Annotated in this window: 27 protein-coding genes; 12 read left to right on the top strand and 15 right to left on the bottom strand. The window is 68.3% G+C overall.

Annotated features, from left to right (window positions below; translation table 11 throughout):
* Positions 1 to 34: 34 nt before the first annotated feature.
* Entirely contained in the window at positions 35 to 2,641 is a 2,607-nt protein-coding gene (locus tag RIN43_RS10095; RefSeq protein ID WP_309128790.1) for a DUF3516 domain-containing protein, read from the top strand.
* Here RIN43_RS10095 and RIN43_RS10090 read toward each other — a convergent pair.
* The 3 genes from RIN43_RS10090 to RIN43_RS10080 all read right to left on the bottom strand — a co-directional run bounded on the left by RIN43_RS10090 (position 2,546) and on the right by RIN43_RS10080 (position 4,343).
* Positions 2,546 to 2,932 carry a VOC family protein gene (locus tag RIN43_RS10090; protein WP_309128789.1) on the bottom strand — a complete coding sequence of 129 codons (387 nt, stop codon included), beginning with the start codon at positions 2,930 to 2,932 and terminating at the stop codon, positions 2,546 to 2,548. The genes RIN43_RS10095 and RIN43_RS10090 overlap by 96 nt on opposite strands.
* A gap of 56 nt (positions 2,933 to 2,988) precedes the next feature.
* The gene (locus RIN43_RS10085) at positions 2,989 to 3,594 is read right to left on the bottom strand and encodes a GNAT family N-acetyltransferase (protein WP_309128788.1); all 606 of its coding nucleotides are present in this window, start codon (positions 3,592 to 3,594) and stop codon (positions 2,989 to 2,991) included.
* Between the two features lie 119 nt (positions 3,595 to 3,713).
* Positions 3,714 to 4,343: a M15 family metallopeptidase gene (locus RIN43_RS10080; protein WP_309128787.1), complete on the bottom strand. Its 630-nt coding sequence runs from the start codon at positions 4,341 to 4,343 to the stop codon at positions 3,714 to 3,716.
* 88 nt (positions 4,344 to 4,431) lie between these two features.
* Between RIN43_RS10080 and RIN43_RS10075 the strand changes: the two genes are divergently transcribed.
* Together RIN43_RS10075 and RIN43_RS10070 are read left to right on the top strand one after the other, a co-directional pair.
* Complete coding sequence (locus RIN43_RS10075) at positions 4,432 to 5,109, top strand: response regulator transcription factor (protein WP_309128786.1); 678 nt, start codon at positions 4,432 to 4,434, stop codon at positions 5,107 to 5,109.
* 22 nt (positions 5,110 to 5,131) lie between these two features.
* Positions 5,132 to 6,184, top strand: a complete 1,053-nt coding sequence (locus RIN43_RS10070; protein ID WP_309128785.1) for a HAMP domain-containing sensor histidine kinase — start codon at positions 5,132 to 5,134, stop codon at positions 6,182 to 6,184.
* Between the two features lie 194 nt (positions 6,185 to 6,378).
* Here RIN43_RS10070 and RIN43_RS10065 read toward each other — a convergent pair whose 3' ends face one another.
* The 6 genes from RIN43_RS10065 to RIN43_RS10040 form a co-directional block, all read right to left on the bottom strand.
* Positions 6,379 to 7,302, bottom strand: a complete 924-nt coding sequence (locus RIN43_RS10065) for an ROK family protein (protein WP_309128784.1) — start codon at positions 7,300 to 7,302, stop codon at positions 6,379 to 6,381.
* Positions 7,299 to 8,975: an ABC transporter ATP-binding protein gene (locus tag RIN43_RS10060; RefSeq protein ID WP_309128783.1), complete on the bottom strand. Its 1,677-nt coding sequence runs from the start codon at positions 8,973 to 8,975 to the stop codon at positions 7,299 to 7,301. The genes RIN43_RS10065 and RIN43_RS10060 overlap by 4 nt, the downstream gene beginning before the upstream one ends.
* Complete coding sequence (locus RIN43_RS10055) at positions 8,972 to 9,880, bottom strand: ABC transporter permease (protein WP_309128782.1); 909 nt, start codon at positions 9,878 to 9,880, stop codon at positions 8,972 to 8,974. Before RIN43_RS10055 ends, RIN43_RS10060 begins: the two co-directional genes overlap by 4 nt.
* Positions 9,877 to 10,890, bottom strand: coding sequence for an ABC transporter permease (locus tag RIN43_RS10050; protein ID WP_309128781.1), 1,014 nt, complete (start codon positions 10,888 to 10,890; stop codon positions 9,877 to 9,879). Before RIN43_RS10050 ends, RIN43_RS10055 begins: the two co-directional genes overlap by 4 nt.
* A 25-nt stretch (positions 10,891 to 10,915) precedes the next feature.
* Positions 10,916 to 12,718, bottom strand: a complete 1,803-nt coding sequence (locus RIN43_RS10045; RefSeq protein WP_309128780.1) for a peptide ABC transporter substrate-binding protein — start codon at positions 12,716 to 12,718, stop codon at positions 10,916 to 10,918.
* Between the two features lie 296 nt (positions 12,719 to 13,014).
* Positions 13,015 to 14,184, bottom strand: coding sequence for an ROK family protein (locus RIN43_RS10040; RefSeq protein WP_309128779.1), 1,170 nt, complete (start codon positions 14,182 to 14,184; stop codon positions 13,015 to 13,017).
* Between the two features lie 143 nt (positions 14,185 to 14,327).
* Between RIN43_RS10040 and RIN43_RS10035 the strand changes: the two genes are divergently transcribed.
* From RIN43_RS10035 to RIN43_RS10015, 5 genes are read left to right on the top strand one after another with little or no spacing between them, the layout of a single operon-like run.
* Positions 14,328 to 15,395, top strand: a complete 1,068-nt coding sequence (locus tag RIN43_RS10035; RefSeq protein ID WP_309128778.1) for a M4 family metallopeptidase — start codon at positions 14,328 to 14,330, stop codon at positions 15,393 to 15,395.
* Positions 15,370 to 15,771, top strand: coding sequence for a protealysin inhibitor emfourin (locus tag RIN43_RS10030; RefSeq protein ID WP_309128777.1), 402 nt, complete (start codon positions 15,370 to 15,372; stop codon positions 15,769 to 15,771). Before RIN43_RS10035 ends, RIN43_RS10030 begins: the two co-directional genes overlap by 26 nt.
* Before the next feature lie 17 nt (positions 15,772 to 15,788).
* Positions 15,789 to 16,688, top strand: coding sequence for a VOC family protein (locus tag RIN43_RS10025; RefSeq protein WP_309128776.1), 900 nt, complete (start codon positions 15,789 to 15,791; stop codon positions 16,686 to 16,688).
* Positions 16,689 to 16,711: 23 nt separating this feature from the next.
* Entirely contained in the window at positions 16,712 to 16,936 is a 225-nt protein-coding gene (locus RIN43_RS10020) for a hypothetical protein (protein WP_309128775.1), read from the top strand.
* Positions 16,937 to 16,958: 22 nt separating this feature from the next.
* Positions 16,959 to 17,285 carry a hypothetical protein gene (locus tag RIN43_RS10015; protein ID WP_309128774.1) on the top strand — a complete coding sequence of 109 codons (327 nt, stop codon included), beginning with the start codon at positions 16,959 to 16,961 and terminating at the stop codon, positions 17,283 to 17,285.
* 54 nt (positions 17,286 to 17,339) lie between these two features.
* Here the strand turns inward: RIN43_RS10015 and RIN43_RS10010 are convergent, their stop codons facing one another.
* A complete protein-coding gene (locus tag RIN43_RS10010) occupies positions 17,340 to 17,888 on the bottom strand; it encodes a hypothetical protein (RefSeq protein WP_309128773.1) in 549 nt (182 codons plus the stop codon).
* Positions 17,889 to 17,977: 89 nt separating this feature from the next.
* Here RIN43_RS10010 and RIN43_RS10005 point away from each other — a divergent pair, with 89 nt between their 5' ends.
* Together RIN43_RS10005 and RIN43_RS10000 are read left to right on the top strand one after the other, a co-directional pair.
* The gene (locus tag RIN43_RS10005) at positions 17,978 to 18,712 is read left to right on the top strand and encodes a ribonuclease H (protein ID WP_309128772.1); all 735 of its coding nucleotides are present in this window, start codon (positions 17,978 to 17,980) and stop codon (positions 18,710 to 18,712) included.
* A gap of 85 nt (positions 18,713 to 18,797) precedes the next feature.
* Positions 18,798 to 19,097, top strand: a complete 300-nt coding sequence (locus RIN43_RS10000; protein ID WP_309128771.1) for a DUF503 domain-containing protein — start codon at positions 18,798 to 18,800, stop codon at positions 19,095 to 19,097.
* A 12-nt stretch (positions 19,098 to 19,109) separates the two neighbouring features.
* On the opposite strand, the gene RIN43_RS09995 is transcribed toward RIN43_RS10000, so the two are convergent.
* The 4 genes from RIN43_RS09995 to RIN43_RS09980 all read right to left on the bottom strand — a co-directional run bounded on the left by RIN43_RS09995 (position 19,110) and on the right by RIN43_RS09980 (position 22,235).
* Positions 19,110 to 20,144, bottom strand: coding sequence for a mechanosensitive ion channel domain-containing protein (locus tag RIN43_RS09995; protein ID WP_309128770.1), 1,035 nt, complete (start codon positions 20,142 to 20,144; stop codon positions 19,110 to 19,112).
* 158 nt (positions 20,145 to 20,302) lie between these two features.
* The gene (locus tag RIN43_RS09990; protein WP_309128769.1) at positions 20,303 to 21,283 is read right to left on the bottom strand and encodes an SRPBCC family protein; all 981 of its coding nucleotides are present in this window, start codon (positions 21,281 to 21,283) and stop codon (positions 20,303 to 20,305) included.
* 1 nt (position 21,284) lies between these two features.
* A complete protein-coding gene (locus RIN43_RS09985) occupies positions 21,285 to 21,665 on the bottom strand; it encodes a metalloregulator ArsR/SmtB family transcription factor (protein ID WP_309128768.1) in 381 nt (126 codons plus the stop codon).
* Between the two features lie 96 nt (positions 21,666 to 21,761).
* Positions 21,762 to 22,235, bottom strand: a complete 474-nt coding sequence (locus RIN43_RS09980; RefSeq protein ID WP_309128767.1) for a MarR family transcriptional regulator — start codon at positions 22,233 to 22,235, stop codon at positions 21,762 to 21,764.
* A gap of 81 nt (positions 22,236 to 22,316) precedes the next feature.
* Here RIN43_RS09980 and RIN43_RS09975 point away from each other — a divergent pair, with 81 nt between their 5' ends.
* Positions 22,317 to 22,982: a DUF998 domain-containing protein gene (locus RIN43_RS09975; RefSeq protein WP_309128766.1), complete on the top strand. Its 666-nt coding sequence runs from the start codon at positions 22,317 to 22,319 to the stop codon at positions 22,980 to 22,982.
* A gap of 109 nt (positions 22,983 to 23,091) precedes the next feature.
* Here RIN43_RS09975 and hisD read toward each other — a convergent pair whose 3' ends face one another.
* Positions 23,092 to 24,411, bottom strand: coding sequence for a histidinol dehydrogenase (hisD, locus tag RIN43_RS09970; RefSeq protein ID WP_309128765.1), 1,320 nt, complete (start codon positions 24,409 to 24,411; stop codon positions 23,092 to 23,094).
* A 154-nt stretch (positions 24,412 to 24,565) separates the two neighbouring features.
* On the opposite strand from hisD, the gene RIN43_RS09965 reads away from it, so the two are divergent.
* Entirely contained in the window at positions 24,566 to 25,354 is a 789-nt protein-coding gene (locus RIN43_RS09965; protein WP_309128764.1) for a nitrilase-related carbon-nitrogen hydrolase, read from the top strand.
* Positions 25,355 to 25,400 lie beyond the last annotated feature (46 nt).

Raw genomic sequence — 25,400 nt, 5'->3', positions numbered from 1 at the left:
GAGCAGGCGCTCGAGGTGAAAGGATCGAGGGATCATGTCTCTCGATCCCTCTTCCGTCCGCGGCGCCGATGCGGACGCCGTGTACACGGCGTTCGTGGAGTGGGTCGAGTCCACCGGCATCACGCTGTATCCCGCGCAGGACGAGGCGGTCATCGAGATCTTCTCGGGGCAGAACCTCGTCCTCAGCACCCCGACAGGAACCGGCAAGTCGCTGGTCGCGATCGCGGCGCACTTCGCCGCCCTTGCGGACGGCCGCCGCACGTACTACACGGCCCCGATCAAGGCGCTGGTGAGCGAGAAGTTCTTCGCGCTGGTCGACGTCTTCGGCGCCGCGAACGTCGGCATGGTCACCGGCGACTCCGCGGTCAACGCCGACGCGCCGATCGTGTGCTGCACGGCGGAGATCCTCGCCAACCTCGCGCTGCGCCAGGGCACGGACGCCGACGTCGGGCAAGTCGTGATGGACGAGTTCCACTTCTACGGCGACCCCGATCGCGGCTGGGCCTGGCAGGTGCCGCTGCTCACCCTGCCCCAGGCGCAATTCGTGCTCATGTCGGCGACCCTCGGCGACGTCACCGAGCTGTCCGGCGACCTCACCCGCCGCACCGGCCGCGAGACCGCGGTGGTGACGGGCGTCGAGCGCCCGGTGCCCCTGCACTTCTACTACGAGACGACGCCGATCCACGAGACCATCGAGGAGCTGCTTTCGACCGGGCAGGCGCCGGTCTACATCGTGCACTTCTCTCAGTCGGCCGCCATGGAACGTGCGCAGGCCCTGGCGAGCGCGAAGGTGGCCACGCGCGAGCAGCGGGATGCGATCGCCGAGCTGATCGGCGGGTTCCGCTTCACCACAGCGTTCGGCAAGACGTTGTCGCGGCTGCTGCGGCTCGGCATCGGCGTTCACCACGCGGGGATGTTGCCGAAGTACCGGCGCCTGGTCGAACAGCTCGCCCAGCGCGGTCTGCTGCGCGTGATCTGCGGCACCGACACTCTTGGCGTCGGGATCAACGTGCCCATCCGAACCGTGCTGCTCACGGCGCTCACCAAGTTCGACGGCCAGCGGATGCGCCAGCTGAACGCTCGCGAGTTCCATCAGATCGCAGGCCGCGCCGGTCGCGCAGGATTCGATACCGCCGGCACCGTGGTGGTGCAGGCACCCGAGCACGAGAGCGAGAACCTCACGGCGATCCGCAAGGCCGGCGACGACCCGAAGAAGAAGCGCAAGATCGTCCGCAAGAAGGCCCCGGACGGATTCGTGTCCTGGGGTGAGCCGTCGTTCCGCAAGCTCATCGACTCCGAGCCCGAGACACTGGCTCCGCACATGCAGATCACGAGCGCGATGATGCTCAACGTGATCGGGCGCGGCGGCGACGTCTTCGCGAATATGCGCGCACTGGTATACGACAATCACGAGACGAGACCGCGGCAGCGGATGCTGGCGCTGCGCGCACTGGGCATCTATCGCACCCTGCTGGAGTCCGGGGTCGTGGAACGCACCGGCGACGGCTCCGCGCGGCTGACCGTCGACCTGCAGCCGAACTTCGCGCTCAACCAGCCGCTCTCCCCCTTCGCGCTGGCGGCCTTCGAGCTGCTCGACCCCGACTCCGCCGCCACTGCGGGAACAGGCTCGTACGCGCTCGACATGATCTCCATCGTCGAGGCCACGCTCGACGACCCGAGGGCGATCCTCTCGCAGCAGGAGTTCGTCGCCCGTGGCGAGGCCGTCGCGGCGATGAAGGCCGAGGGGATCGAGTACGACGAACGTATGGAGCTGCTCGAGCAGATCACCTACCCGAAGCCCCTCGAAGAGCTGCTTTCGGCCGCGTTCGAGACGTTCAGCGCCGCGCAGCCCTGGATTCGCGACTTCGAGCTGCACCCGAAATCCGTGGTGCGCGACATGTACGAACGGGCCATGTCGTTCGGGGAATATGTCGCCTTCTACAAGACCGCCCGATCCGAGGGGGTCGTGCTGCGCTACCTCTCCGATGCGTATCGCGCGGCGTCGCAGACGATTCCCGAGCACCTCAAAACCGAGGAGCTGCGCGATCTCATCGAGTGGCTCGGGGAACTCGTGCGCCAGGTGGACTCGAGCCTGCTCGATGAGTGGGAGGAGCTCGTGGCGGGGCATCCGATCGCGCACGACGACGAACCGGTCGTGCCGCCCGCGCCCAAGCGACTCACCGCCAACGCGCGCGCGTTCCGCATCCTCGTGCGCAACGAGATGTTCCGCCGGGTGCAGCTCGCCGCCCGCGAGGACGTGGAGGCGCTGGCGACCCTCGACCCCGACTTCGGCCGGGAACGGTGGGATGCGGCGCTGGACGCCTATTTCGCCGAGCACGACGAGATCCTCACCGGAGCCGACGCGCGCAGTTCGACACTGCTGCTCATCGACGAGGGCGCGACCCAGTGGACCGTGCGCCAGATCATCGACGACCCCGCCGGCGACCATGACTGGGGCATCTCGGCCCTCGTCGATCTCGCGGCATCCGACGAGGCGGGCGAGGCCGTCGTCGCCGTGAGCGATGTGAACCGGCTCCGAGCCGGTTCAGGCCTGCATCACGGCGAGCACATTGCCGGCCGGGTCGCGGAACCAGGCGATATCCGGCCCGCCGGTGCCCCGCACGATGCCCCGCTCGTCTGAGGGGAAGTCGGCGTCATCGTAGATCTTGGTGTGCACGCCGCGCGAGATCAGGTCGTCCACGGCCGCGTCGATGTCATCGACCGGGAAGTTCAGGATCGTGAAACTCGCCGGTTCATGGTTCGGTTTGGAGTAGACCAGGATCGACGCACCGCTGGGGAGCCGCAGGTCGAGGAATCCCATCTGGTTGGTCTCGACGTCGAGGCCGAGCGTGGTTCCGTAGAACTCGCGTGCCGCATCGATGTCGTCGACGCTGAAGCCGCTATAGGCTCCGTCCACCGTGAAAGCTGTCATGCGTCCAGCATCCGCCGATCGCGACCCGATGTCGAGACCTCCCCGGGCGGGGTGCGTCAGGTCGGCGAAGGGCTCAGGCTCACCGGCCGGTCGAGCCGGTAGACGACGTGCAAGGGAGGGTCGACCGGGTTGTCCGGCTCCATGTCGCCCTCACCCACACGCCGGAAGCCGGCCTTCTCCAGCGCACGCCATGACGCGATGTTGCCTGCCACGACGGCCACGATGATCGCGGGCGATTCCGGGTAGGTGCGCCACGAGTCGGCGACGACGGCGCGGATGATCGTGGTGCCGAGCCCGCGGCCGATCCTGGCCGCGTCAGCGACGAGGTAGTCGATCGTCAGCGCCCCGGGCGGCACGTCGACGATGCGGCTGAGATCCGCGAAGTCCTCGGCGTAGTCGGCGATGAGCGACCGCTGGACAAGCGCGATCGGCCGGCCGTCGATGGAGACAAGCAGATCCTCCCCCGGTTCCTCACCGCGGGTGCCTGGCCCGAAATCGCGGGTCACGCCCTCGGGTGAGAAGTCGTGGTGCCAGTAGCGATGCACATGCGGGCGGGAGAGCCAGTCGGCGAGCAGCCCGAAGTCGGACTCCGTCACCGGCCGCCACGTGATCAGGCGGCGCGACGAGGCGGACGGATCGGCCGCGTCAGCGGATGATGCCATTGCGCTCTCCTTCGAGCTTGCCGTGTCGCCTCGTCGCCCGCCCGCCGCACGGCTGGGCGGGCGGCCGGGCGCGCACGCGACTGGGCGGCAGCCGGGCGCGCACCAATGATGGCAGATGGTCAGCGGGTCCGCTCGGTCGGATCCCGGTACATGGCAGGGCATCCGATGCTCGGCGCATCGGCGCGGAACTCGTAGTGCCATGCCTCGTTGCCGTAGATCTGGCACAGGCCGTACTGCGCGCCGTGGGCGACCAGCCAGTCGAGCGCCTTCCACGGGCCGACATCGACCGCATCCCCTGTGACATGCTCCGACGCCTCGGGCGTCGCGACCCAGCGCGCCGCCTCGGCGGCGGAGCCGTACTTCGCCTCGGCGTCGCTCAGCAGTTTCTGCTGCAGCTCGGCGGAGCGCCAACCGCCGTTCACCTCGAATTCGACGCCCTGCTGCGCGGCATCCGTCGCGGCGGCTCTCAGCGCCTCGAGCAGCTGAGGGTCGAGGTTCGCCACCGCCGGTGCATCGTCGAAGACTGAGAGCGGCTGCCCGGACGTGATGTATCCGTCCGCACCGTCGATGCGGCCGTCCGCGGCGACATCGGCGGACTCGGCACCTTGCGGGCCCTCCCCCGGTGTGACGGCCGACACGGCGCTCAGCGCCTGCAGTGCGGCGAAGACGAGGGCGACCAGAGCGGTGATGACGGTGGCGACCACGGCGGCCAGGCGGCGGTCACGCGTACGGGCGGATGTCGAGTGCATGAAATCCAGCCAACGCGGGCGCGTGTTGCAGCACCGTATGCCTATTTCCATACACGGGCGATATGCGCGCCTGCGTAGGATTCTGCCCATGCGCGTGCTGATCGTGGAGGACGAACCCTACCTCGCGGAGGCGATCCGCGACGGACTGCGCCTCGAGGCGATCGCCGCCGACATCGCCGGTGACGGCGACACCGCTCTCGAGCTGCTGGCTGTCAATTCCTACGACGTCGCGGTGCTCGACCGTGACGTCCCCGGGCCCTCCGGCGACGAGGTCGCGGCATGGATCGTCTCTTCGGGCAGCGGCATCCCGATCATGATGCTCACCGCCGCCGACCGCCTCGACGACAAGGCGAGCGGCTTCGAGCTGGGCGCGGACGACTACCTGACCAAGCCGTTCGAGCTGCGCGAGCTCGTGATGAGGCTGCGCGCGCTCGATCGGCGTCGCGCTCACAATCGCCCTCCGGTGCGGGAACTGGCGGGTCTGCGCGTCGATCCGTTCCGGCGCGAGGTGTTCCGCGACGGACGGTACGTGGCACTGACTCGCAAGCAGTTCGCCGTGCTCGAGGTGCTCGTCGGTGCCGGCGGAGGCGTCGTCAGCGCCGAGGAACTGCTCGAACGGGCGTGGGATGAGAACGCCGACCCGTTCACGAACGCCGTTCGTATAACGGTCTCGGCGCTGCGCAAGCGGCTCGGCGAGCCGTGGGTGATCGCCACCGTTCCCGGCGTCGGCTACCGGATAGACGTGGCACCGGATGCCGTCGCATAGGGCGCGCGGCCTCAGCGCGCGCATGAAGCTGACGCTGAGCTACGCCGGCGTGGTGGTGCTCACCGGCGCCCTGCTGCTCACGGTCGTCTGGCTGTTCCTGCTGAGGTACGTGCCGAACGCCAACATCCGCTCGGATCTCTTCGTGCCGAACCAGTCCGACCTGCTGCGCGCGTTCACCCCGCCCGCCGCCGCGGCGATGGCGGCGTTGCTCGTGGGCGGACTGGTCGGCGGCTGGCTCCTCGCCGGACGGATGCTGGCGCCCCTGAACCGCATCGGCGAGGCCGCGCGGCTCGCCGGGCAGGGCTCGCTCTCGCACCGCGTCGCGCTCGAGGGACGGCGAGACGAGTTCCGCGATCTGGCCGACGTGTTCGACACCATGCTCGCCCGTCTCGAGGCGCATGTCGCCGAGCAGCAGCGGTTCGCCGCGAACGCCTCGCATGAGCTGCGCACGCCGCTCGCGATCTCGCAGACCCTGCTGGAGGTGGCCAGGGCCGATCCCGACCGCGACGTCGACTCGCTGATCGAGCGGCTGCAGCACGTGAACGGCCGGGCGATCGAACTCACCGAGGCACTGCTGCTGCTCGCACGCGCCGATGGCCGCGCGTTCGAAAGAGAACCGGTGGACCTGTCCCTCGCCACCGAGGAAGCGGCCGAGAACCTGCTGCCACTGGCTGAGAAGCACGGCGTCGCCCTGCAGGTCACCGGAGAACCGGCTCGGGTGACCGGGTCGCCCGCACTTCTGCAGCAGATGATCGCGAACCTCATGCACAACGCGATCGTGCATAACCTGCCGCAGGGCGGCACGATGTCGGTGCACACCTGGCGGAAGACGGATGCCCTCGCGGTCACCGTCTCCAGCACCGGGGAGATCATCGCACCCGAGGCGCTGACCACGCTCGCGGAGCCGTTCCAGCGCGGGTCCGGTCGTACGCGCAGCGGGGATCACGTCGGCGTGGGCCTCGGCCTGGCGATCGTGCAGAGCATCGCCCGCGCCCACGACGCGACCGTGCACTTCGCCGCACGCACCGGCGGCGGGCTCGTGGTCGAGGTGCGGTTCCCGCTGGGTGAGGGCTGACCTGCGGTCGCAGCTCATGCCGCTCTCCCGCGCGTATCGCGGCGAGAAGTGCGACCCGAATCTCGCCGAGAACAGGAGATCCACCCGGAACAGGACGTTCTCGGGTGGATCCTCCTGTTCTCGCGGGATCGCCTGTTCCGGCGACGTGGATGCCGTCAGCGGATGCCCGGGACGCGCGGCGAGAAGTCGCGGTGTCAGCGCACGGATGCGGCCAGACGCTCGCGACGCAGGCCGAACAGCACCGCGCCGTTCGCCCCCGCCCATTCGCGCAGCGTCGCCGGCATGATGGGCGGCACGCGGTGGAAGGTGGCGCGCTCGCGCACATACCGGTCAGCCAGACGCACCAGGTCGTGCGGTTCGCGTGCGAGCCCGCCGCCGATCACGATCCTGCCCGGATCGACCAGCGCGCACAGCGTGAGCAGGCCTTCCGCCAGCGCGGATGCTCCTCGCTGCACGACGGCGACGGCACGGGCGTCACCAGACGCGTATGCGTGCAGCAACGTCTCGGGCCCGCCCGAGCCTCCCGCGGCGTTCCAGGCGGCACTGAGTGCCTGGGCGCCGATGATCGTCTCCAGGCAGCCCCGCCGGCCGCATGAGCACGCTGCCCCTGCAGGATCGATGGTGATGTGCCCGAGTTCTCCTGCGAACCCATGCGCGCCCGGCACCACGGCGCCGTTCACGACGTGCGCCCCGGCGATGCCGGTGCCGAGTGCCAGCACGAAGCAGTCCGCGCTGCCGGCCCCCGCTCCCCAGGCGGCTTCGGCAACGGCCGCAGCGTGACCGTCATTGATCACGCTGACGGGCACGTCGAGCCGCGAGCTCAGTCGCTCTGCGAGGGGGCATCCGTCGAGCGCAGGAATGTTCGCAGACCGCACGACCACCCCGCGCGCCTCGTCCACGATGCCGGGAACCGACACCACCAGTCGCACAAGCGGATGCTCCTGCAGAACCGACTCGGCGATCTCGACCAGGCCGTCGACGGGACCGGACAGAGGAGTGGGAATGCGACGGCGCGAGAGGATCTCAGGGGCAGACGACAACGACGCGTCGGCCGCGGCGAGCAGGAGCTTGACACTCGAGCCGCCGACATCCAGCCCGAGTACAGCGGGGATGCTCATACGTTCAGCGCCGCCGCCCTGGCCTCACGCCGCACCGCTTGCTTGTCGGGGTCGGGGACGGGAACCGACGCCAGCAGCCGCCGACTGTACGAATGCTGCGGAGCCAGCAGCACTTCGTCGGCGGAGCCCGTCTCGACGATCTCGCCCTTCAGCATGACTGCGACCCGGTCCGAGATCTCGTGCACCACAGCGAGGTCATGGCTGATGAACAGGCAGGCGAAGTGCATGCGCTGCTGCAGGTTGCGCAGCACGTCGAGCACCGCTGCCTGCACGGAGACGTCGAGAGCCGAAGTCGGCTCGTCGGCGATGATCAGCTCGGGCTCGAGCGCGATCGCCCTCGCGAGGCCGATGCGCTGACGTTGCCCACCGGAGAGTTCGTGCGGATACCGCGCGGCGTAGTTCGCCGGCAGCTCGACGGCCTCGAGCAGTTCCGCGACGCGAGCCTGGCGTTGCCGTGCGCTGGTCGGAAAACGGCGGCGCTGCACGAGCATCGGCTCCATGATGGCTTCGCCGACCGTCATGCGCGGATCCAGGCTGGAGCCCGGATCCTGGAAGATCGCCCCCACCCTTCCGCGCAGTTCGCGCTCGCGACGACGCGACACTCCGCGAGCGCCGACGCCGTGCCGGCCGATCTGCTCGCCGAACAGCGTCATGGTGCCCTCCGAGAGCGGCAGCAGACCGAGCGCTGCGCGTCCGAGAGTCGACTTGCCGGAGCCTGATTCGCCGACCAGGCCCACGATCTCGCCTGGCGCGATGCTCAGGCTCACGCCGTCCAGAGCCTTGAAGGATCGTCCACCGCGCCGATAGGTCACGCTCGCATCCCGAAGCTCGAGGACTGCGGCGGGAATCTCGGCCTGCGGCGCGGCGACTGCCTGTGAGGCGACGTCGGGCAAGGTCGGAACGGCGCTGAGAAGCTTCTTCGTGTAGTCCTCACGCGGCGCGGTGAGCACCTCTCGCGACGAGCCGATCTCGACCATCACACCACGGAACATCACGGCCACCCGGTCGGCGATGTCGGCGACGACGCCCATGTTGTGCGTGACGAGCAGGAACGCCGTGCCCGATTCCGCGGCGAGCCGGCGGATGAGGTCGAGGATCTCTGCCTGCACGGTCACGTCGAGCGCCGTGGTCGGCTCGTCGGCGATGATCAGCTGCGGTTCGCAGGCGAGCGCGATCGCGATGACCACGCGCTGACGCTGGCCGCCGGACAGCTCGTGCGGGTAGCTTTTCGCGCGGCGCTCGGGTTCGGGGATGCCGACTCGGTCGAGCAGTTCGACGGCGCGCTGCCACGCGGCGTCCTTGCTCACGGTGCGGTGGTTGTGGATGGCCTCGGTGATCTGGTCGCCGATGCGCATGCTCGGGTTGAGTGCCGTCATCGGCTCCTGGAAGACCATCGAGATCTCCGCGCCGCGCACGGAGTTCATCTGGTCCTCACCGAGACCGAGCAGCTCGCGGCCCGCGAGGCGGATCGAACCGTCCACCTGCGCGGTGCGCGGCAGCAGCCCCAGTACGGCCATCGCTGTGACGGACTTGCCCGAGCCAGACTCGCCGACGAGCGCGAGGACTTCGCCCGCTCGCACATCGAGGTCGATGCCCTTCACGGCCTCGACGGGGCCGTCCTCGGTGCGGAAGGCGACTGTCAGGCCGGAGATCGACAGTAGTGCTTCGCTCATGCGGCACGCCCCTTCACGTCGAAGAAGTCACGGAGTCCGTCGCCGATGCTGTTGAACGCGCACACGGTGAGCACGATGCAGAAGCCAGCGGGGAAGATCAGCCACCACGCTCCCGCGTAGGTGTAGGTCATGCCGCTGGTGAGCATGGCACCCCAGTCGGTTGCGGGCTTCTGCAGCCCCATGCCGAGGAACGAGATGTAGGCGACGAGCAGGATGGCGTCGGCCACCTGGAAGGTGGCGTTCACGACGATGGTGCCGACGGTGTTGGGCACCACGTGCTTGAGCACCGCCCGCGAGTGTGATCCGCCCATGGCCCGCAGCGCGAGCACGTACTCGCGCGATTTCAGTGAGATCGACTCGGCGCGCACCAGACGGGCCGGCACCAGCCAGGACACCAGACCGATCACGCAGATCATCAGCGGCACGCTGGGGCGCAGCACGGCCGAGAGGATGAGCAGCAGGAAGGTGGCGGGGATGGCGATGCCGGCATCCACGATGCGCATCATGACGGTGTCGACGATCCCGCCGACGTAGCCGGCGATCGCACCCCACAGGGTGCCGATCACGGTGGCGAGCACACCGGCGGCGAGGCCGATGAGGATCGACACCTGACCGCCGACCATCAGCCGGCCCAGGATGTCGTATCCGACATCGTCGGTGCCCAGCGGGTGACCGGGGGTCCCGGGCGGCAGCATGGTGCTGCGCAGGTCGGTGTGCACCTGGTCGGTGGGGTACAGCAGCGGGCCGACGAAGCAGAACAGCAGGAACAGCGCGATCGTGACGATCCCGAACAGGGCCAGCTTGTTCTTCATGAATCGGCGCATGCCCCGCTGGCGCGGCGTCAGAGTGCGCTGGACGATCGCCATGGTGGACGTGGGGGCGACGTCGGGGGACGAGGTGTTCACGAGAGCTCCTCCCGGGTGCGCGGATCGAGCAGCGCCTGGATGATGTCGGCGAGCAGCGAGCCCACCACGGTGGCGACGGCGATGACCAGGATGCAGCCCAGCAGCACCGGATAGTCGGAGGTCTGCGCCGAGGTCCAGAACAGCAAGCCCATTCCGGGGTAGTTGAAGAGGGATTCGACCACGATCATGCCGCCGAACATCACGGGCAGGTAGTAGCCGAGCATCGCGATCACCGGGGTGAGCGAGTTGCGGACGACATGGCGGGCGACGACCACGGGAACCGATGTGCCCTTGGCGCGAGCGGTGCGCACATAGTCCTCGGAGAGGTTGTCGATCGTCGACGAGCGCATGTACCGCGAGAACGTGGCGATGATTCCGAGGGCGGCCGTGAGAACCGGGAGCACGAGGCCGGCCGGATTCGCCAGCACGGCCGCGACCGTCTCGCCCTGCGGTGCCTGTGCCGGCACGACGCGCAGGACCTGCGAGAAGACGATGACCAGGATGAGCCCGAGGAAGAACGACGGGGTGGAGTAGACGATGAAGTTCCAGGTGGTCAGGATGTAGTCCGAGGTCCTGCCGCGGCGCACGGCCTGGAAGATGCCCATCGGAATGGCGACGACCAGCGCGACCAGCATCGAGATCAGCGCGAGGATCAGCGTCTTGGGGAGCCGCTGCGAGATGGCGTCGGACACCGGTCGGTTCAGCTTGAACGAGTCGCCAAGGTCGCCGGTGGCCACCTGCCCGAGGAAGTTCAGGTACTGCTGCCACACCGGAAGATCGAACCCGTTCTCACGATTGAACGCATCGATCTGCGCCTGTGTGGCCTGCATCCCGAGCACGCCGGTGGCCGGCCCGTCGGGCATGGCGAGGTGGAGCAGCGCGAACACGATCAGCGTCACGATGAGGATGACGATCATCCCCTGGCCTACCCGCCTGAGCAGGTACCACCAGAAACGGCTGTCGGTCTTCTTCTTCGCAGCTGCCGGCTGCGCTGCATCCACCACGCTCATGTCCTATCCCTGTCTCACCGAGGGCTTACTTCCAGGACCAGCGCTGCGGCATGAAGTTGCCGCCAGGGTCCTGCGTACCGATCTCGAGGCCGCTACGCACCACGGAGACCTGGTACACCGGGTTGGGCATCCACATCACGGGCAGATCGTTGGCGAGCAACTCGGAGTACTTCTTGCTGATCTCGGGGTCGGACGAGAACATCATCTGCTGGATGAGATCCTCGGCCTCGGCGTTGAAGTACTGACCGGCGTTCCACTTGGTCTCCTTCGCGAACAGGCGCTCTCCGGTCGCGTAGGGGCTGAAGTACCAGCTGCCGGCAGTGCCGAAGAACACGAGGTCCCAGGTGCAGGTCGAGCCGGTCTTGCACTCCTGTGCCTGCGTGAGAACGCTGTCGAGCGGCTTCGAGTCGACCGTCACCTTGACGCCGACCTTCGCCAGCGACGACTGGATCTCGGCCATCGTGTTGTCGGTCTCCTGCGAGCCGTTCTGCGTGGTGATCACGAACTCCGCGAGGTCGCCGGCCTCGATGCCCTCACCGCACTGGCCATCGCCCGTACCTGCGACCGCGCATTCGAGCAGGCCTTCGGAGTTCTTCTCCCACCCGTGGTCGGTGAACAGCTTCTCGGCCTTCTTCAGGTCGAACGGGTAGGGGTTGTCGGCCTGCGCGTCCGAAAGCTGATCCGACGGGATGCTCTGGGGGATCGGCCCGTAGTCGGGCATGGCGGCACCGTGCCAGATCGCCTCGGAGATCGTCTCCTGGTCGACTGCGTGCTGCAGCGCCTGGCGGACGTAGAGCTGGCTGAAGAAGTCGCCGTTGGGGCCGGCGAAGTTGTACGGCATGTACGTGATCGACCAACCCGCCCACGGCTCGATGTCGTAGCCGAGGTCGGTGAACTGCTTCTCATTGGTCAGTTGCGAGGCCGTGATGTAGCCGTAATCGACCTCGCCGGAACGGACGACGTTCATCTCGGCGTCTGATGAGGTGAACGGCAGGAAGCGCACGTTCTCGATCTGCGCCTTGTCGTCGCCCGTGTACTTCTCGTTCGCTGTGAGCTCGACCAGCCCGGAGTCCGACCAGCTCTTGACCGTGTACGGGCCCGACACCGTCTTCCACAGCGGGTTGGTGGCGTAGGACTTCATGTCCTCGGCCTGCGAGAACAGGTAGTCGAAGACCTGCACGGCGCCGGCCGGGTCGCGGTCGAAGTCACCGATTTCGCCGTCATCGCTGGTCTTGTCCCACACGTGCTGAGGCATCGGGTAGACCAGTGTCAGCTGGTTGCCCACCAGGTAGTCCTGGTTGTAGACCTTGTCCATCGTGAGCGAGAACTTCTTCTCGTCGATGGTGGTGAACTCCGTCACGTTGTCGGGGATGTTGCCCTCGGAGTATCCGCCCGTCTTCTCGGCGTTCGCCTTGACGAGGTTGAACCAGAACTCGACGTCGCGCGTGCTCACCGGCTTGCCGTCAGACCAGTTCAGGTCGCCCAGCGTGATGGTGATGGTCTTGCCATCCTCGGAGAACTCGTAGGACTCGGCGGCCGAACCCTTCTTGTCCCAGCCCATGTCTCCGGACTGGCCGTTGTACTCGAACAGGCGAGGCCACAGGGTCGCCTTGATGGCGCTGTTGTGCGTGGCCATCTTGTCGGGGGCCGAGATCGGCAGGATCCAGTTCGGACCGGTGCCGACGGGAAGGGCGTAGCTGACCGTGTCCGTCTTCTCGGCAGAGCCCCCGTCGCCCTGAGCGGCCTGGCAGCCGGTCAGAGCGATCGTGGCCACCGCGAGCGCGCCGAGGGGCGCGAGCATCCGGCGACGCAGCGTCTGAGTGCGCATCAAAACCTCCTTGTAAGGACGTCGCGCCGAAAGATCGTTCTTTCGGATTGTGACGTACTTTGAATTATTCCCGAATGAAGTGATGACGATGGGCCGCGTCAATCACATTTAGATAACACACTTGGTTCGATTGCGAACTATGTGATGAGAACGCATGCGCGTTCAGTCCGGCTCCGCACCTGGCCGTCGCCGACCACGGGGGCAGTCGACGATGCACCCCGGCGGCCGCGGCTCAGACTCCCGTCCTCGTCGGGACTTCCTTCGTCCGGCAGCGCCGCGAGACGTGCTCGAGGCGCTTATACCGCCCGCAGGGCGGCGTCGATCCGGGCCGGTTCGAGCACGCTCTCCAGCAGCTCCCAGCCGACACCCCGAGCACCAGCGAGCGCACCCGCCCTGCTCACCTCGATCTCAAGCGCGTCCGTCGACATGGGAAGGCAGAGCGTGTACAGCGCTTGGCGGATGCCGGCCACGAAGGCATCCGCCGTCGCCAGCCGGCCACCGACGATCAGCGCCTGGGGGTTGAAGAAGTTGATGATCGTCGCCAGCACCTCCCCGGTGCGGGCTCCGGCCTCGCGCAGCAGGCCGGTCGCCTTCGGGTGCGCGTTCTGCGCGAGTCCGAGCACCTCTTCGAGACTGTCGATCGGCTCCCCCGCGTCCTTCAATGCGTCCACGATCGCAGTGCCGCTGGCGACCACGTCCAGGCATCCGACCCTGCCGCAGGAGCAGCTCACCGCGGGCGCATCGTGCAGCGGCACATGGCTGATGTCGCCCGCGACACCCCGGAACCCGCGGTACACCGCACCTTCGACCACGATGCCGCATCCGATGCCGCTGCCGGCTTTGACGAACACCAGCTGCTCGTGCGTTCCTCCGCGCTCCACATACTCCCCCACCGCCATGGCGTTCGCATCGTTGTCGATGAGGAAGGGAAGCTGGGTGACCGACCCCAGCACTTCACCGACGTCGACGCCGTTCCACCCCGGCATCCGCATCGGCGCGAGCAGTCGAGAGGTTCGCGCGTCGATAGGGCCCGGCAGGCTCATCGCGATGCCCTCGACGCGTACGCCGTCGTGCTGTTCGGCGAGGCGCCTGGTGCTCTCCCACACCTGCTCCACGACGCTGCGTACGCCGTCGAGCAGCGTCACGTCCTCGATCGCGGACGCGACGATCTCACCCCGTCGATCGAGGAGCGCGATGGTGGCATGGCTCTCGCCGAGGTCCACGCCGGCGATGACGCTCTCGTTGGCGCGCACTCCCAGCGCACGCGGTCTGCGCCCGCCGCGCGATTCGCCGTGGCCGGTCTCCTCGAGGTAGCCGTGGGTCACCAGCTCATCGACCCGCAGAGCGACCGTCGACGGTGACAGTCCCGTGAGCCGAGCGAGATCCGCCCGGGATCGCGCTTGTCCGGTGCGAACCAGGCGGAAGAGCTCGCCAGCTGAGTGAGGGGCCTGGTTCGTCGTGCGCACGGTGTCCTCTTGTTTCGACTGTCACGTAAAGATAGTCCTACCACCGCGCGGCCAACAGCGTTCTGTCGGGGCCCGCGGCCACCCCTGTGACATTGTCCGCACCCCGGCGTAGGGTCGCAGACAGGGGAGACCGGAGGGCTGGCATGACGAGAATCACACACGAGGTGCAAGGCTTCGTGCCCGGCTACCTGCTGGCACGGCTGGCGGAGTCGGGCCGCTTCCCGAAGGCTGCAGAGGCCGCCAGGCAGACGCTGATCGCGGGCCGGCCGGTGTTCCATTCGACGCTCGAGCTGTCGATCGATGAGAACGGCGCCCTGGTCGCCGCCGTGCAGGCAGCGCCGACGCGCACGATTCACGACGCGCAGAACACCGAGCAGCTTCCCGGTGTGATCGTGCGCGGCGAAGACGATCCACCCGTCGCCGACACCACCGTCAACGAGGCGTTCGACGGCCTCGGCGCGACCTTCCGGATGCTGCTCGACGCGTTCCAGCGGGACTCGCTCGACGGCGCCGGCGCTCCGCTCAACGCGACCGTGCACTACGGCGAGGGTTACGACAACGCCTTCTGGGACGGATCGCGCATGGTTTTCGGAGACGGCGACGGCGAGGTGTTCCGCGGATTCACCGGCTCGGTCTCCGTCATCGGGCACGAGCTGGGGCACGGCGTCATCCAGAGCACCGCCGGTCTCGAGTACCGCGGGCAGTCCGGTGCGCTGAACGAGTCGATCGCGGATGTGATCGGCGCGCTCACCGAACAGCACCTGAAGGGGCAGACCGCGGAAGAGGCCAGCTGGCTGGTGGGCGAGGGCATCTTCACCGACGCCGTCCAGGGCCGCGCGCTGCGATCGATGATCGAACCGGGCACGGCGTACGACGACGATGAGCTCGGCAAGGACCCGCAGCCCGCACACATGCGCGACTACGTCGAGACCCAGGAGGACAACGGCGGGGTGCACATCAACTCCGGCATCCCGAACCGCGCCTTCGCGCTCACGGCTACCGCTCTCGGCGGCAACGCCTGGGGCGACGCGGGGCAGGTCTGGTACCGGGCGCTCACAGGAGGGCTGTCGGCCACCGCCACCTTCACCGAATTCGCGCAGGCGACCCTTGCGGCAGCGGGTGGTCTCGGGGCTACCGTGGAAGCGGCGGTCAGAGAGGCGTGGATCGCGGTCGGAGTGATCGAGGATGCCGGAGCACGAGAACAGCGCTGACAGCGCAGCGGATGCATCGGGTGGCGAGTCCACCCGCGTGCTGATCATCGTGGTGCGATCGGGGGGCTTCGCGGGGATCAGCCGGCGTTGGCGGGTCGAGCCCGACCCCGCCGAGGAGCCACGCTGGACCACGCTCGTCGAGCGCTGCCCGTGGGACGCCCCACCCGAGCATCCGGATGCCGGAGCCGACCGCTTCATCTGGACCGTCCACGCGCGCGTGCCCGACGCCGACCTGCAACGGGAGCTGCCGGATTCCGAGCTGACCGGCGCCTGGCGCGAACTGGTCGAGGCCGTGCGCGAGGCCGGCAGTCGCGATGACGACCCGCGCGCCTCGCGCGGCGGACCCTTCGCCGAGCCGGCCGACCCCGGGAACTGAACAGAAAGGGCGAGCCCATGTCGCAGAAGATCGTGCCCAACCTCTGGTTCGACAGGAACGCGGAGGAGGCCGGGGAGTTCTACGCCTCCGCGCTGCCCCGGACGACGTCAGAGGTGACCGCCAGGTATCCCGCCGAGGTTCCCGACTGGCAGGCGGACTTCGCCGGCGCGCCGCTTGTCGTCGACATCGTCGTCGACGGCACCAGGATGAGCCTCATCAACGCGGGGCCGGAGTTCCGGCCGAATCCGTCGATCTCGTTCCTGCTGAACTTCGATCCACTCGTCTTCGACGGGGAAGAGGGTGCACGCGCCGCGCTCGACGACACCTGGGCGGCGCTGTCCTCCGACGGCTCGGCCCTCATGCCGCTCGGCGAATACCCGTTCAGCCCGAAGTACGGCTGGGTACAGGACCGGTACGGGGTGAGCTGGCAGCTCATGCTCACCGACCCCGCCGGTGAGCCGCGGCCGTTCGTGATCCCGCAGATCATGTTCGCCGGGGCCGTGCAGGGCAAGGCGCGCGAGGCCGCCGAGTTCTACACGTCGACCTTCGAGGACGCAGCGCTCGGCACCGTGGTCGACTACCCGCAGGCGACCGGCATCGCCGAAGCCGGGAACGTCATGTTCGGCGAGTTCCGCGTCGGCGATCAGTGGTTCGCGATGATGGACTCCAACGTCGAACACGACTTCGCCTTCTCCTGCGGGGTGTCCCTCGAGGTCCGCTGCCGCGACCAGGCCGAGATCGATCGCCTCTGGGACGCACTCTCGGCCGTCCCCGAGGCCGAGCAGTGCGGCTGGCTGGCCGACCGCTACGGCGTCAGTTGGCAGATCGTGCCGCAGCAGATGGGCGAGCTGATGGCCAGGCCGGGCGCCTACGAGAACATGCTGCGGATGAAGAAGCTCGTGATCGCCGATTTCTGACGGATCCGCGTGACAATGGACCCATGGGACTGTTCCAGCAGCGACCGGAGGAAGAGCAGAACGCCTGGGCGGGCCTGCCCTCAGAGCCGCGCGATGTGCAGAACCCGGCCGACCGGCTCGACGACGCGCCGAGCCTCGACCTGATGGACATCGGCCTTGGCGCCAAGTACTCCACCATGTTGTTCCCCGTCGCCCCGCCGGCTCCCGAGGCCGCCGACGTCACCGACGGGGATGCCGGCGAGGACTGACCTTCGCGTCTACACTCACTCCATGCCCAACCAGCAAGAAGGCGCCCGCCTGCTGCAGATCGCGAGCGAAGCACGTAATCGCGGCGATGCGCTGTTGCACCTGCAGTTCGACGTCTCCCAGCTCACCGGCGAGAGCTCTTCGTGGGGATCCGCCGACAACCGGATGCTGCGCGACGACCACGTCGGCTGGTTCCTCAGCGAGGTCGAGAAGCTGGGCTGGCGGCTCGAGCACACCGGCTACGTGTTCGTCGAGAGCGGTGCGACCACATCGGCACGCATCTTCGGCACCGGCGAGGGCGTCGTCAACCACGGCGGCGTGGAGGCGTTCTTCACCTTCCGGTCAGCCTGAGCGCAGAGCAGACAGACGGCTGTCACCGGCGGACGGAAACGGATGCCGCCACCGTCAGCGTGCCTCGCCGCGCAGCGGCCAGCGCCCGGTGCGCTCCTTGAAGGCGATCGCCGCGAGCAGCGGCGACATGTCGAACAGCGCCGGGTTCAGTGACAGCTTCGTGCCGTCGCTCGACCGGATGCGCAGGTTCGGCTGACCCCGCGTGGTGAGCATCCGATAGTCGGTGATGTCGGAGTAGACGATGGTCTTCTCGCGGCCGAAGATCGTGCGGAAATGCACGGCATCGGCGCCCGGCGCGACGTACCAGTTGCGGTAGAGCAGGGTGAACAGCGCCCCGGCGATGAGGACCGCGACGGCTCCGATGCGCATCGGCAGCAGGGACGCCGGGCTCTCGGGGTTGTCGTCGGCGGTGAACGCCGCCAGGCCGATGAAGACGGCCACGGCGAGAAGCAGCACCCCGACGAAGAGGATGAGCTTCGGCATCCTCACCCGCTCGGGGTAGTCCTTCGCGCGGTTGGGATGCTTGCGCGCCCTCATCACCATCACTCCGACGAGCGCGAGCGCGAGCAGCACGAGCGCCATCTTGAGCAGGAAGGGGGTCACCCTTCGACGGTACAGGCACGGGCCCGACATCGGCCGCGCTCCATGCCAGCGCGTGCGGGCGCGTCGGCGCGAAGCCGTACGGTGGAGGGATGACGATCACCGCCGCTGCAGACGGCTCCGCCCTCGGCAACCCGGGACCGAATGGCTGGGCCTGGTACATCGACGACGAGCGCTGGGCGGCCGGAGGGTCGCCGCACGGCACGAACAATCAGGGCGAGTTGCAGGCGGTGCTCGAACTGCTGCGCGCCACGGCGGGCACCGACGAGACGCTCGTGATCGAGTGCGACAGCCGGTACGTGATCGATTCGGTGACGAAGTGGATGCCGGGTTGGAAGCGCCGCGGCTGGCGCAAGTCCGACGGCGGCCCGGTGCTCAATCGAGAGCTGCTCGAGGGCATCGACGAGGCGATGCGCGGGCGCGATGTGACCTTCTCTTGGGTGAAAGGGCACGCGGGGCATCCGCTGAACGAGGCGGCGGACGAACGTGCCAACGCCGCGGCACGGGCCTACCAGCGGGGCGAGGAGCCGCGGCGAGGTCCGGGATTCCTCAGCGCGTCGGATGCCGGCGCCGCCCTGGCGGGCGCTGCCGCGTTCGCCGCACCTGCCATCGCGTCGACGCCGCAACCGGCTGCACAGCCGGCCGCCCCGGCCGCGGCACCGCTGTGGGCCGAGGCATCCGACCTGCTCGACGGCCTCGACGGCCCCGCGGCATCGGTGCCGATCGAGCTGCACCTCACGCTGACCGCTGCCGAGCACGCCCGCTTGCAGGACCGAGCCGACGCACAGGGCATCTCGCTCGAGGAGGCTCTGCGCCGGCTGATCTGAGGCGGCACCGGCCCATCCGGGCGGGCGTCTCCCTGTGCACTCATCAAGCCGCCGCCCCCGGGGCATCCGGTGGCAGACTTGCCCCGTGTGGATCGGATGGGTGGAGTTCGACATGCTGCTCGGCGACGTGCGCTCGCTCAAGCAGAAGCGCAGCGTGATCAGGCCGATCATCGCCGACCTGAGCCGTCGCACCGAGGCAGCCGTCGCCGAGGTGGGCGCGCAGGATCTGCACCGGCGCACCATGATCGGTGTGTCGGTGGTCGCCGCGCACGCGTCGCACGTGCGCGACGTGCTCGATCAGGCCGAGCGGATGCTGGTGGAGCAGCATCCCGAGATCACGGTGCTGTCGGCGAGACGCGGCCTGCACTCCAGCGGCGACGGCTGAGCCCCGGCCGCCTCAGCCGTCGGTCGTCACGCGCATGCGCGGCAGCGCCTCGGGATGCTCGCGCTGCAACCAGGTCATCAGCTGCTCGCGCACCGTGACGCGCAGCGTCCACTGGTCGTCGGAGTCCTTCGACGACATCACGAAGCGCACCGTGACATGCCCGCCCTCCGAGCCGGTGACGGCGACGCTGGCGGAGCGCCGGTCCCAGGCATCCGACGCCTCGATGATCTCCTGGAACTTCGCGCGCAGCGCGTCCATCGGCACACGCCAGTCGAGGTCCATGTAGACCGTTCCGAGGATCTTGTCGGAGCGGCGGGTCCAGGTCTCGATGGGGTTGGTCGTGAAGTAGCTGCAGGGCAGCACGAGCCGGCGTTCGTCCCAGATGTAGACGACCACGTACGAGAGGTTGATCTCGCCGATGCGGCCCCATTCGCCCTCGATGACGACGACGTCTCCCACGCGGATCGCATCGGTGAACGCGACCTGGATGCCGGCGATCAGGTTGCCGAGGATCGACTGCGCTGCAAGGCCGGCGATGATGCTGACGATTCCCGCAGATGCGAGCAGGCTGGTGCCGACCGCACGCATCTCGGGGAAGCTGAACAGGGCAGTGCCGACGGCGATGACGCCGATGATCACCAGCACCAGGCGGTGGATCACCAGCAGCTGCGTGCGCCGACGTCTCCCCTCCGCACCGGCCAGGCTGCCGTCCTCGCGCGCGATGATCGCCTCGAATCCGAACGAGACGAGCGCGGCGAGCAGCCAGGCGCCCGTTGCGATGGTGGCGATCAGGAACAGTCGTGAGACGCCAGGCCACCAGCCCTCACCGCCGGGGCCCGAGACGGCGCATCCGATCCAGACCGCGACGACGAGCGCGACGGCCCACAGTGCGGCCTGCGCCCTGCGACCGATGTCGCCCAGCCAGCCGACCCTGCGCCCGACCAGGGTGGTGATCAGTCGCACCAGGACGACCACCGCGATGGCGACGACGACGGCGATCGCGATCGCCAGCACGGTTTCGATCCAGGAACTCCATTCGAAAGCCATCACCCCACCCTACGGTCGTCCCCACGTCCGGCTTGGGGTCACGCCGGGTCCGCCGAGGCGCCTCGCGCGAGCCCGGATGCCGCCCGCACGCAGAAGCGCACGACTTCGCCGGGCGGGCCCCCGCGAAGTCGTGCGGATCTGCGAAGCCGAGCCCCGCCTCAGACCGTGAGCACGGCCGACTCGAGCCGCTGGTACGACTGCTCCATGCCCTCGGCCATGCCGGTGGCGAGGATCTCGTCGCGCGTCTGGGCGTCGGGGAACTCCATGAGCACGGTGACGAGTGTCGCGCCGTCCTCCTCGTAGAAGTTGATGTCGTTCAGCACGTCGGGGCCGTCGGTGCCCTGCATCCGCTCGAGCTGCACGGCACGACGCGGGGCGTCGACGAGCAGCATCTCGCCCTCGAAGCCGAACGGCTCACCTTCGGTGTCTCCGACGGGTGCCCAGGAGTTGCGGTAACGATCGCCGGCCGCGAGGCCCACCTCGCACTCGGTCATCTCCCACCCCTCGGGTCCCAGCATCCATCGCTTGATGAGCTCGGGCTCGGTGTGCGCGCGCCACACCAGCTCGCGCGGCCCTTCGACCAGGCGCGTGATGCGCACATGGGTGTCGTCGAGCAGCTCGACACGGGTGCCCTTGCCCTGCGCGTATTCGCGGAGGTCCTGCAGCACCGCATCCAGCTGCGCCATGGCCATCTTGGTGCCCTCGACCATGCCCATCGCGACGACCTGCTCGAGCGACTCGAGCGAGACGAAATGGCTGGTCGTCACCATGCGGGTGCCTTCGGCGGTGGGCTGGAACGTGAAGTCCATCCGCAGCGGCGGGAACTGCTCGTTCGGATCGCCCTGCTCATCGGTGAACCCGTCGAGCACCTCGAAACGGTGCGGCGCCTCGATGGCCAGGAACTCCCAGTAGCCCGATGACTTCTCGCCCCGGGGCCCGTTCATCGTGTAGTTCGCGCGTCCGCCGATGGTGTGGTCCCAGGCGGTGAAGGTCGCCGGCCAGCCGGGAGGGCCCCAGAACCGCTCGAGCTGGCGCGGGTCACTGTAGGCGGCCCATACGCGCTCGATCGGCGCGGCGAAGTCGGCAGTGACGGTCATCGTCAGGTTGTCGGCGTCGGTGGTGACATCGGTGACAGGCATGTCAGTCTCCTCGTTTCGGTGCTTCGTTGCGTTCGTTGTCGGATGCCGGCGGTTCGGCCAGCAGGTCGTCGAGCCGGGCGATGCGTGCTCGCCAGAGCTCTTCGTATCGGGCGAGCAGCGCCCGCGCACGGGCGATCATCTCGGGGTTCGCGCGGACGAGCCGCTCGCGTCCCTCGGCGCGCTTGACGATGAGCCGTGCCTCTTCGAGCACGGCGACGTGCTTCTGGACCGCGGCGAACGACATCTCGTAATCGCGGGCCAGCTCGGAGACGGACTGTTCGCGATCGATCGTCCGGCGCAGGATGTCACGCCGGGTCGCCGTCGCCAGTGCATGGAACACACGGTCGATCTCCGCTTCGCTGAGTTCTGTTTGTACAACCATTTGGTTGTACATTAGGACGTGCGGATGCCGGTGTCAAGAGTTTTCTTGGGTCTGCAGGAACAGCAAAGAGTCGATTGTGACCCGCCGAGTCGAGGGTCAGCTCGATCTGGCGTTCGCGCGTTGCGTGGCCTCAGCGGCGTGACCGAGGAAGTCGGCGATGATCCGCAGTGCGTCGTCATCGAGGTCGGCGAGGGCCGTGCTCAGATCCTCGCCCAGGGGCGCGAGCAGGCCGAACAGCCTGGGCAGATGGTCAGGGAGCGCGCGCACGAGCACCGTCCGGCGGTCGACTTCGGAGCGATCGCGCGCGACCCACCCCTGCTCGGCGAGGCGGTCGACGATGCCGGTCGTCGTCGCGGGGCGAAGGGCGAGCATCCGCGCCAGTTCGCCGATGGTCACCGGGCCGTGGCGGTGCACCAGATTGAAGCACTGCAAGTCGACCGGGCGGAGTCCGACCTGCGCGCTGAGATGGTGCCCCAGAATCGCCAGCTGCAGTTCCAGCTCGCGGTAGCGGTCGAGCACAGTCCAGGCTGCGGAGTCGCCGCTGTTGATGTCGGGCACAGATTCGGACACAGTCTCATCTTCCCAGTGCTTCCCGAGAATATCTCCGTGAGAGATCTTTCGCATTTCATAATATTTGGTTATCGTTCCACCATGACTGATGGATTCGACAAGCGCGCGGCGATCACACGCTCGATGCTCGGCTGGGGTGTCGTCGCCGGACCGTTTTACCTGGCGTTCGGCCTGATCCTTGCGCTCACGCGTGAGGGCTTCGACCTCTCACGGCACGCACTGAGCCTGCTCACCCTCGGCGACGGCGGATGGCTGCAGACTCTCAACTTCGCACTGACCGGCGTCATGGTGTTCGTCGCCGGATGGGGAATCCTGCGAGCCATCGATGGCCGCGGCCGCGGCGCAGGCATCGCGGTGATCGTCGCGGGTGTCGCGATCGCGCTCGCCGGCGTCTTCCGACCCGACCCGGTGGCCGGGTTCCCCGCCGGTGAAGAGGCGAGCATGAGCGTCAGCGGGATGCTGCATCTCGCTCTCGGCGTGGCTGAGTTCGTCGCCTTCGCCGTGGCCGCGCTTCTGCTCGCCCGCTACCTGAGCGCGCGCGGTGAGAAGAGTCGCGCCATGCTCTCCCGGATCGAAGGCGTGGTCATCGTCGTGGCGTTCGCCGCGGGTGCGGCGCTCTCAGCGGGGCCTGCAGGGGTCGCGCTCCTGTGGCTCGCAGTCGTGGTCAGCTTCGCGTGGCTGCTCCTCGCTTCCGTCTGGGTGTACCGGACCGTGCCCCATCCCGATGCGGACAAGCGAGTCGCGTAAAGGAGCACACGGCGGCACCTCCGACGCACCACCACGTGCATGTCATCACCCCGCAGAACGACAGCAGCGCCCCGGGAGCTCTCCCGGGGCGCTGCCGTATTTCGATAGCTCAGTCGTTGTAGACAGCGAGGCGCCGCGTGGCCGTCGCGCTGTGTGCGGCCATGCCCTCGGAGTCGGAGATGACCTGCACTGCGGTGGCGAGCTCGGGGGTCGCCGACTGCGCGATGCGCTGGTAGGTCAACGGCTTCAGGAAGCGGGAAACGGAGAGTCCGGCCGAGTGCTTCGCGCCGCCGGCTGTCGGCAGCACGTGGTTCGTTCCCGCCATGCCCTTGTCGGAGTACGCGACCGTGCTCCAGGGACCGATGAACAGTGAGCCGTAGTTGCGCAGCCTGTCGTGGTACCAGGTGTCGTCGGCGGTGATCAGCTCGAGGTGCTCGGGAGCCAGATCATCCATGAGGGCGGCTGCCGTCTCGCGGTCGTTCGCCACCGTCACGACGCCGTAGTCACGCCATGCGGCACCGGCGATCTCGGCCGTGGCGAGCGTCTCGAGCTGAGCATCGATCGCGGCGATCACCGCGCGACCGTGCTCCTCAGACGTCGTGACCAGCGCGGCCGGTGAGTTGGGGCCGTGCTCCGCCTGCCCGAGCAGGTCGGCCGCGACGATCTCGGGGTCGGCCGTCTCGTCGGAGATGACTGCGACCTCCGAAGGGCCGGCCAGCAGGTCGATCGCGACAGTGCCGAACAGCTGGCGCTTCGCCTCGGCGACGTAGGCGTTGCCCGCCCCGACGAGCATGTCGACCGGAAGGTCTCCGAGCAGCCCGTAAGCCATCGCGGCGAGCGCCTGCACACCACCGAGGACGAACGCCCGGTCGACGCCGGACAGGTGCGCGGCATAGACGACGGCGTCGTTGGCGCCACCGTCGGGCTGCGGCGGCGTGCAGGCCACGACGGTCGGCACGCCCGCGGCCTTCGCCACGCCCACGGTCATGAACGCACTCGCGGTGAGGGGGAAGCGCCCGGCGGGCAGGTATGCCCCGACGCGGGAGACCGGGATGTACCGGGAACCGGTCACGAGTCCCGGTACGAGCTCGGTCTCGAAGTCGGAGAGGTGCTCGCGCTGGGCGCGGGCGAACGCCTGCGTGCGCTCGGAGCCGAGCTCGATCGCAGCGCGCAGATCGGCGGGCAGACGATCGCCGCTGGTCGCGATCTGCTGGGAGGTGAGCTCGATGTCCCCACCGTCGTAGCGGTCGAGCTTGCGCGCGTAGTCGAGCACGGCGTCCATCCCGCGCGACTGAATGTCGCTGAGCATCGCGGAGACGGTCTCGATGACGGCGGGATCCCGCTGCGCAGCCGGGGCGTCGACGAGCGGGGTCTTCAGGTGACGGAAGGAGCCTTCGAGGCTGTTCAGAACGGGAGAGCTGTAGCGCATGCCACCACGGTACGAGCCGGATCAACATCGTACAACCCGCAATATAGCGGTAGTTCCCATCGGTTTAGCCGATATCACTGTCAACGGGAAATCCGTTGACTGCCATCGCGGCGCACGCGTTGCCGGCGGTTGTGCGGCGTCGTAGCGTGGCTTCATGCCCACTGTCGCCGCGGTCAGCCCGACCATCGTCTTCGGTGACGTCGAACGCAACCTCGACTCGATCGTCGCCGCGGCGACCACGGCCGCACAACAGGGCGCCGAGCTCATCGTCGCCCCCGAGCTGGCCACCTCGGGCTACGTGTTCGAGAGCGCCGAGGAAGCCGCGGCCCTCGCACTGCGCTCGGATGACGCTGTGCTGCGCACTCTCGAACAGCGACTGCCGCGCAACGCCGTCACCGTGTTCGGCTATGCCGAGCGCGACGGCGACACGATCTACAACACTGCTGCGGTGATCGGCCACGGTCGCCGGCTCGCCGACTACCGGAAGTCGCATCTGTGGGACCGGGAGACCCTCTTCTTCACCCCGGGCACCAGCGCCGGGTTGCTCGTCGACACCGACGACTTCCGACTGGGCGTGGCCATCTGCTACGACAACGAGTTCCCTGAGGTGCCGCGACGACTCGCTCTCGCCGGGGCCGCGGTGCTCGCGCTGCCGGTGAACTGGCCCCTGGTGGAGCGTCCGCCGAACGAGCATGCGCCCGAGACGATCCAGGCCATGAGCGCCGCCCGATCGTCCCGACTGCCCACGGTGATCGCAGACCGCCACGGGAGCGAACGTGGAGTGGCATGGACGGGCGGTACCGCCGTGATCGATGCGGAAGGGTGGATCGCGACGCAGCAGGCCGACGGCATCGCCGTGGCCGAGGTCGACATCCTCCCTGACGACAAGGCGATCGGACCGCACAACGACGTGTTCGCCGATCGCCGCCCCGAGCTCTACTGATCCCCCTCCCGTCACCCGCTGCCGCACCGGTACCCGAACCGGCCCG

Source organism: Microbacterium sp., assembly GCF_031178445.1.
GTDB lineage: Bacteria > Actinomycetota > Actinomycetes > Actinomycetales > Microbacteriaceae > Microbacterium.
The sequence above is the reverse complement of the archived record's forward strand: the minus strand, read 5'-3'. Positions and strand labels throughout refer to the sequence as shown.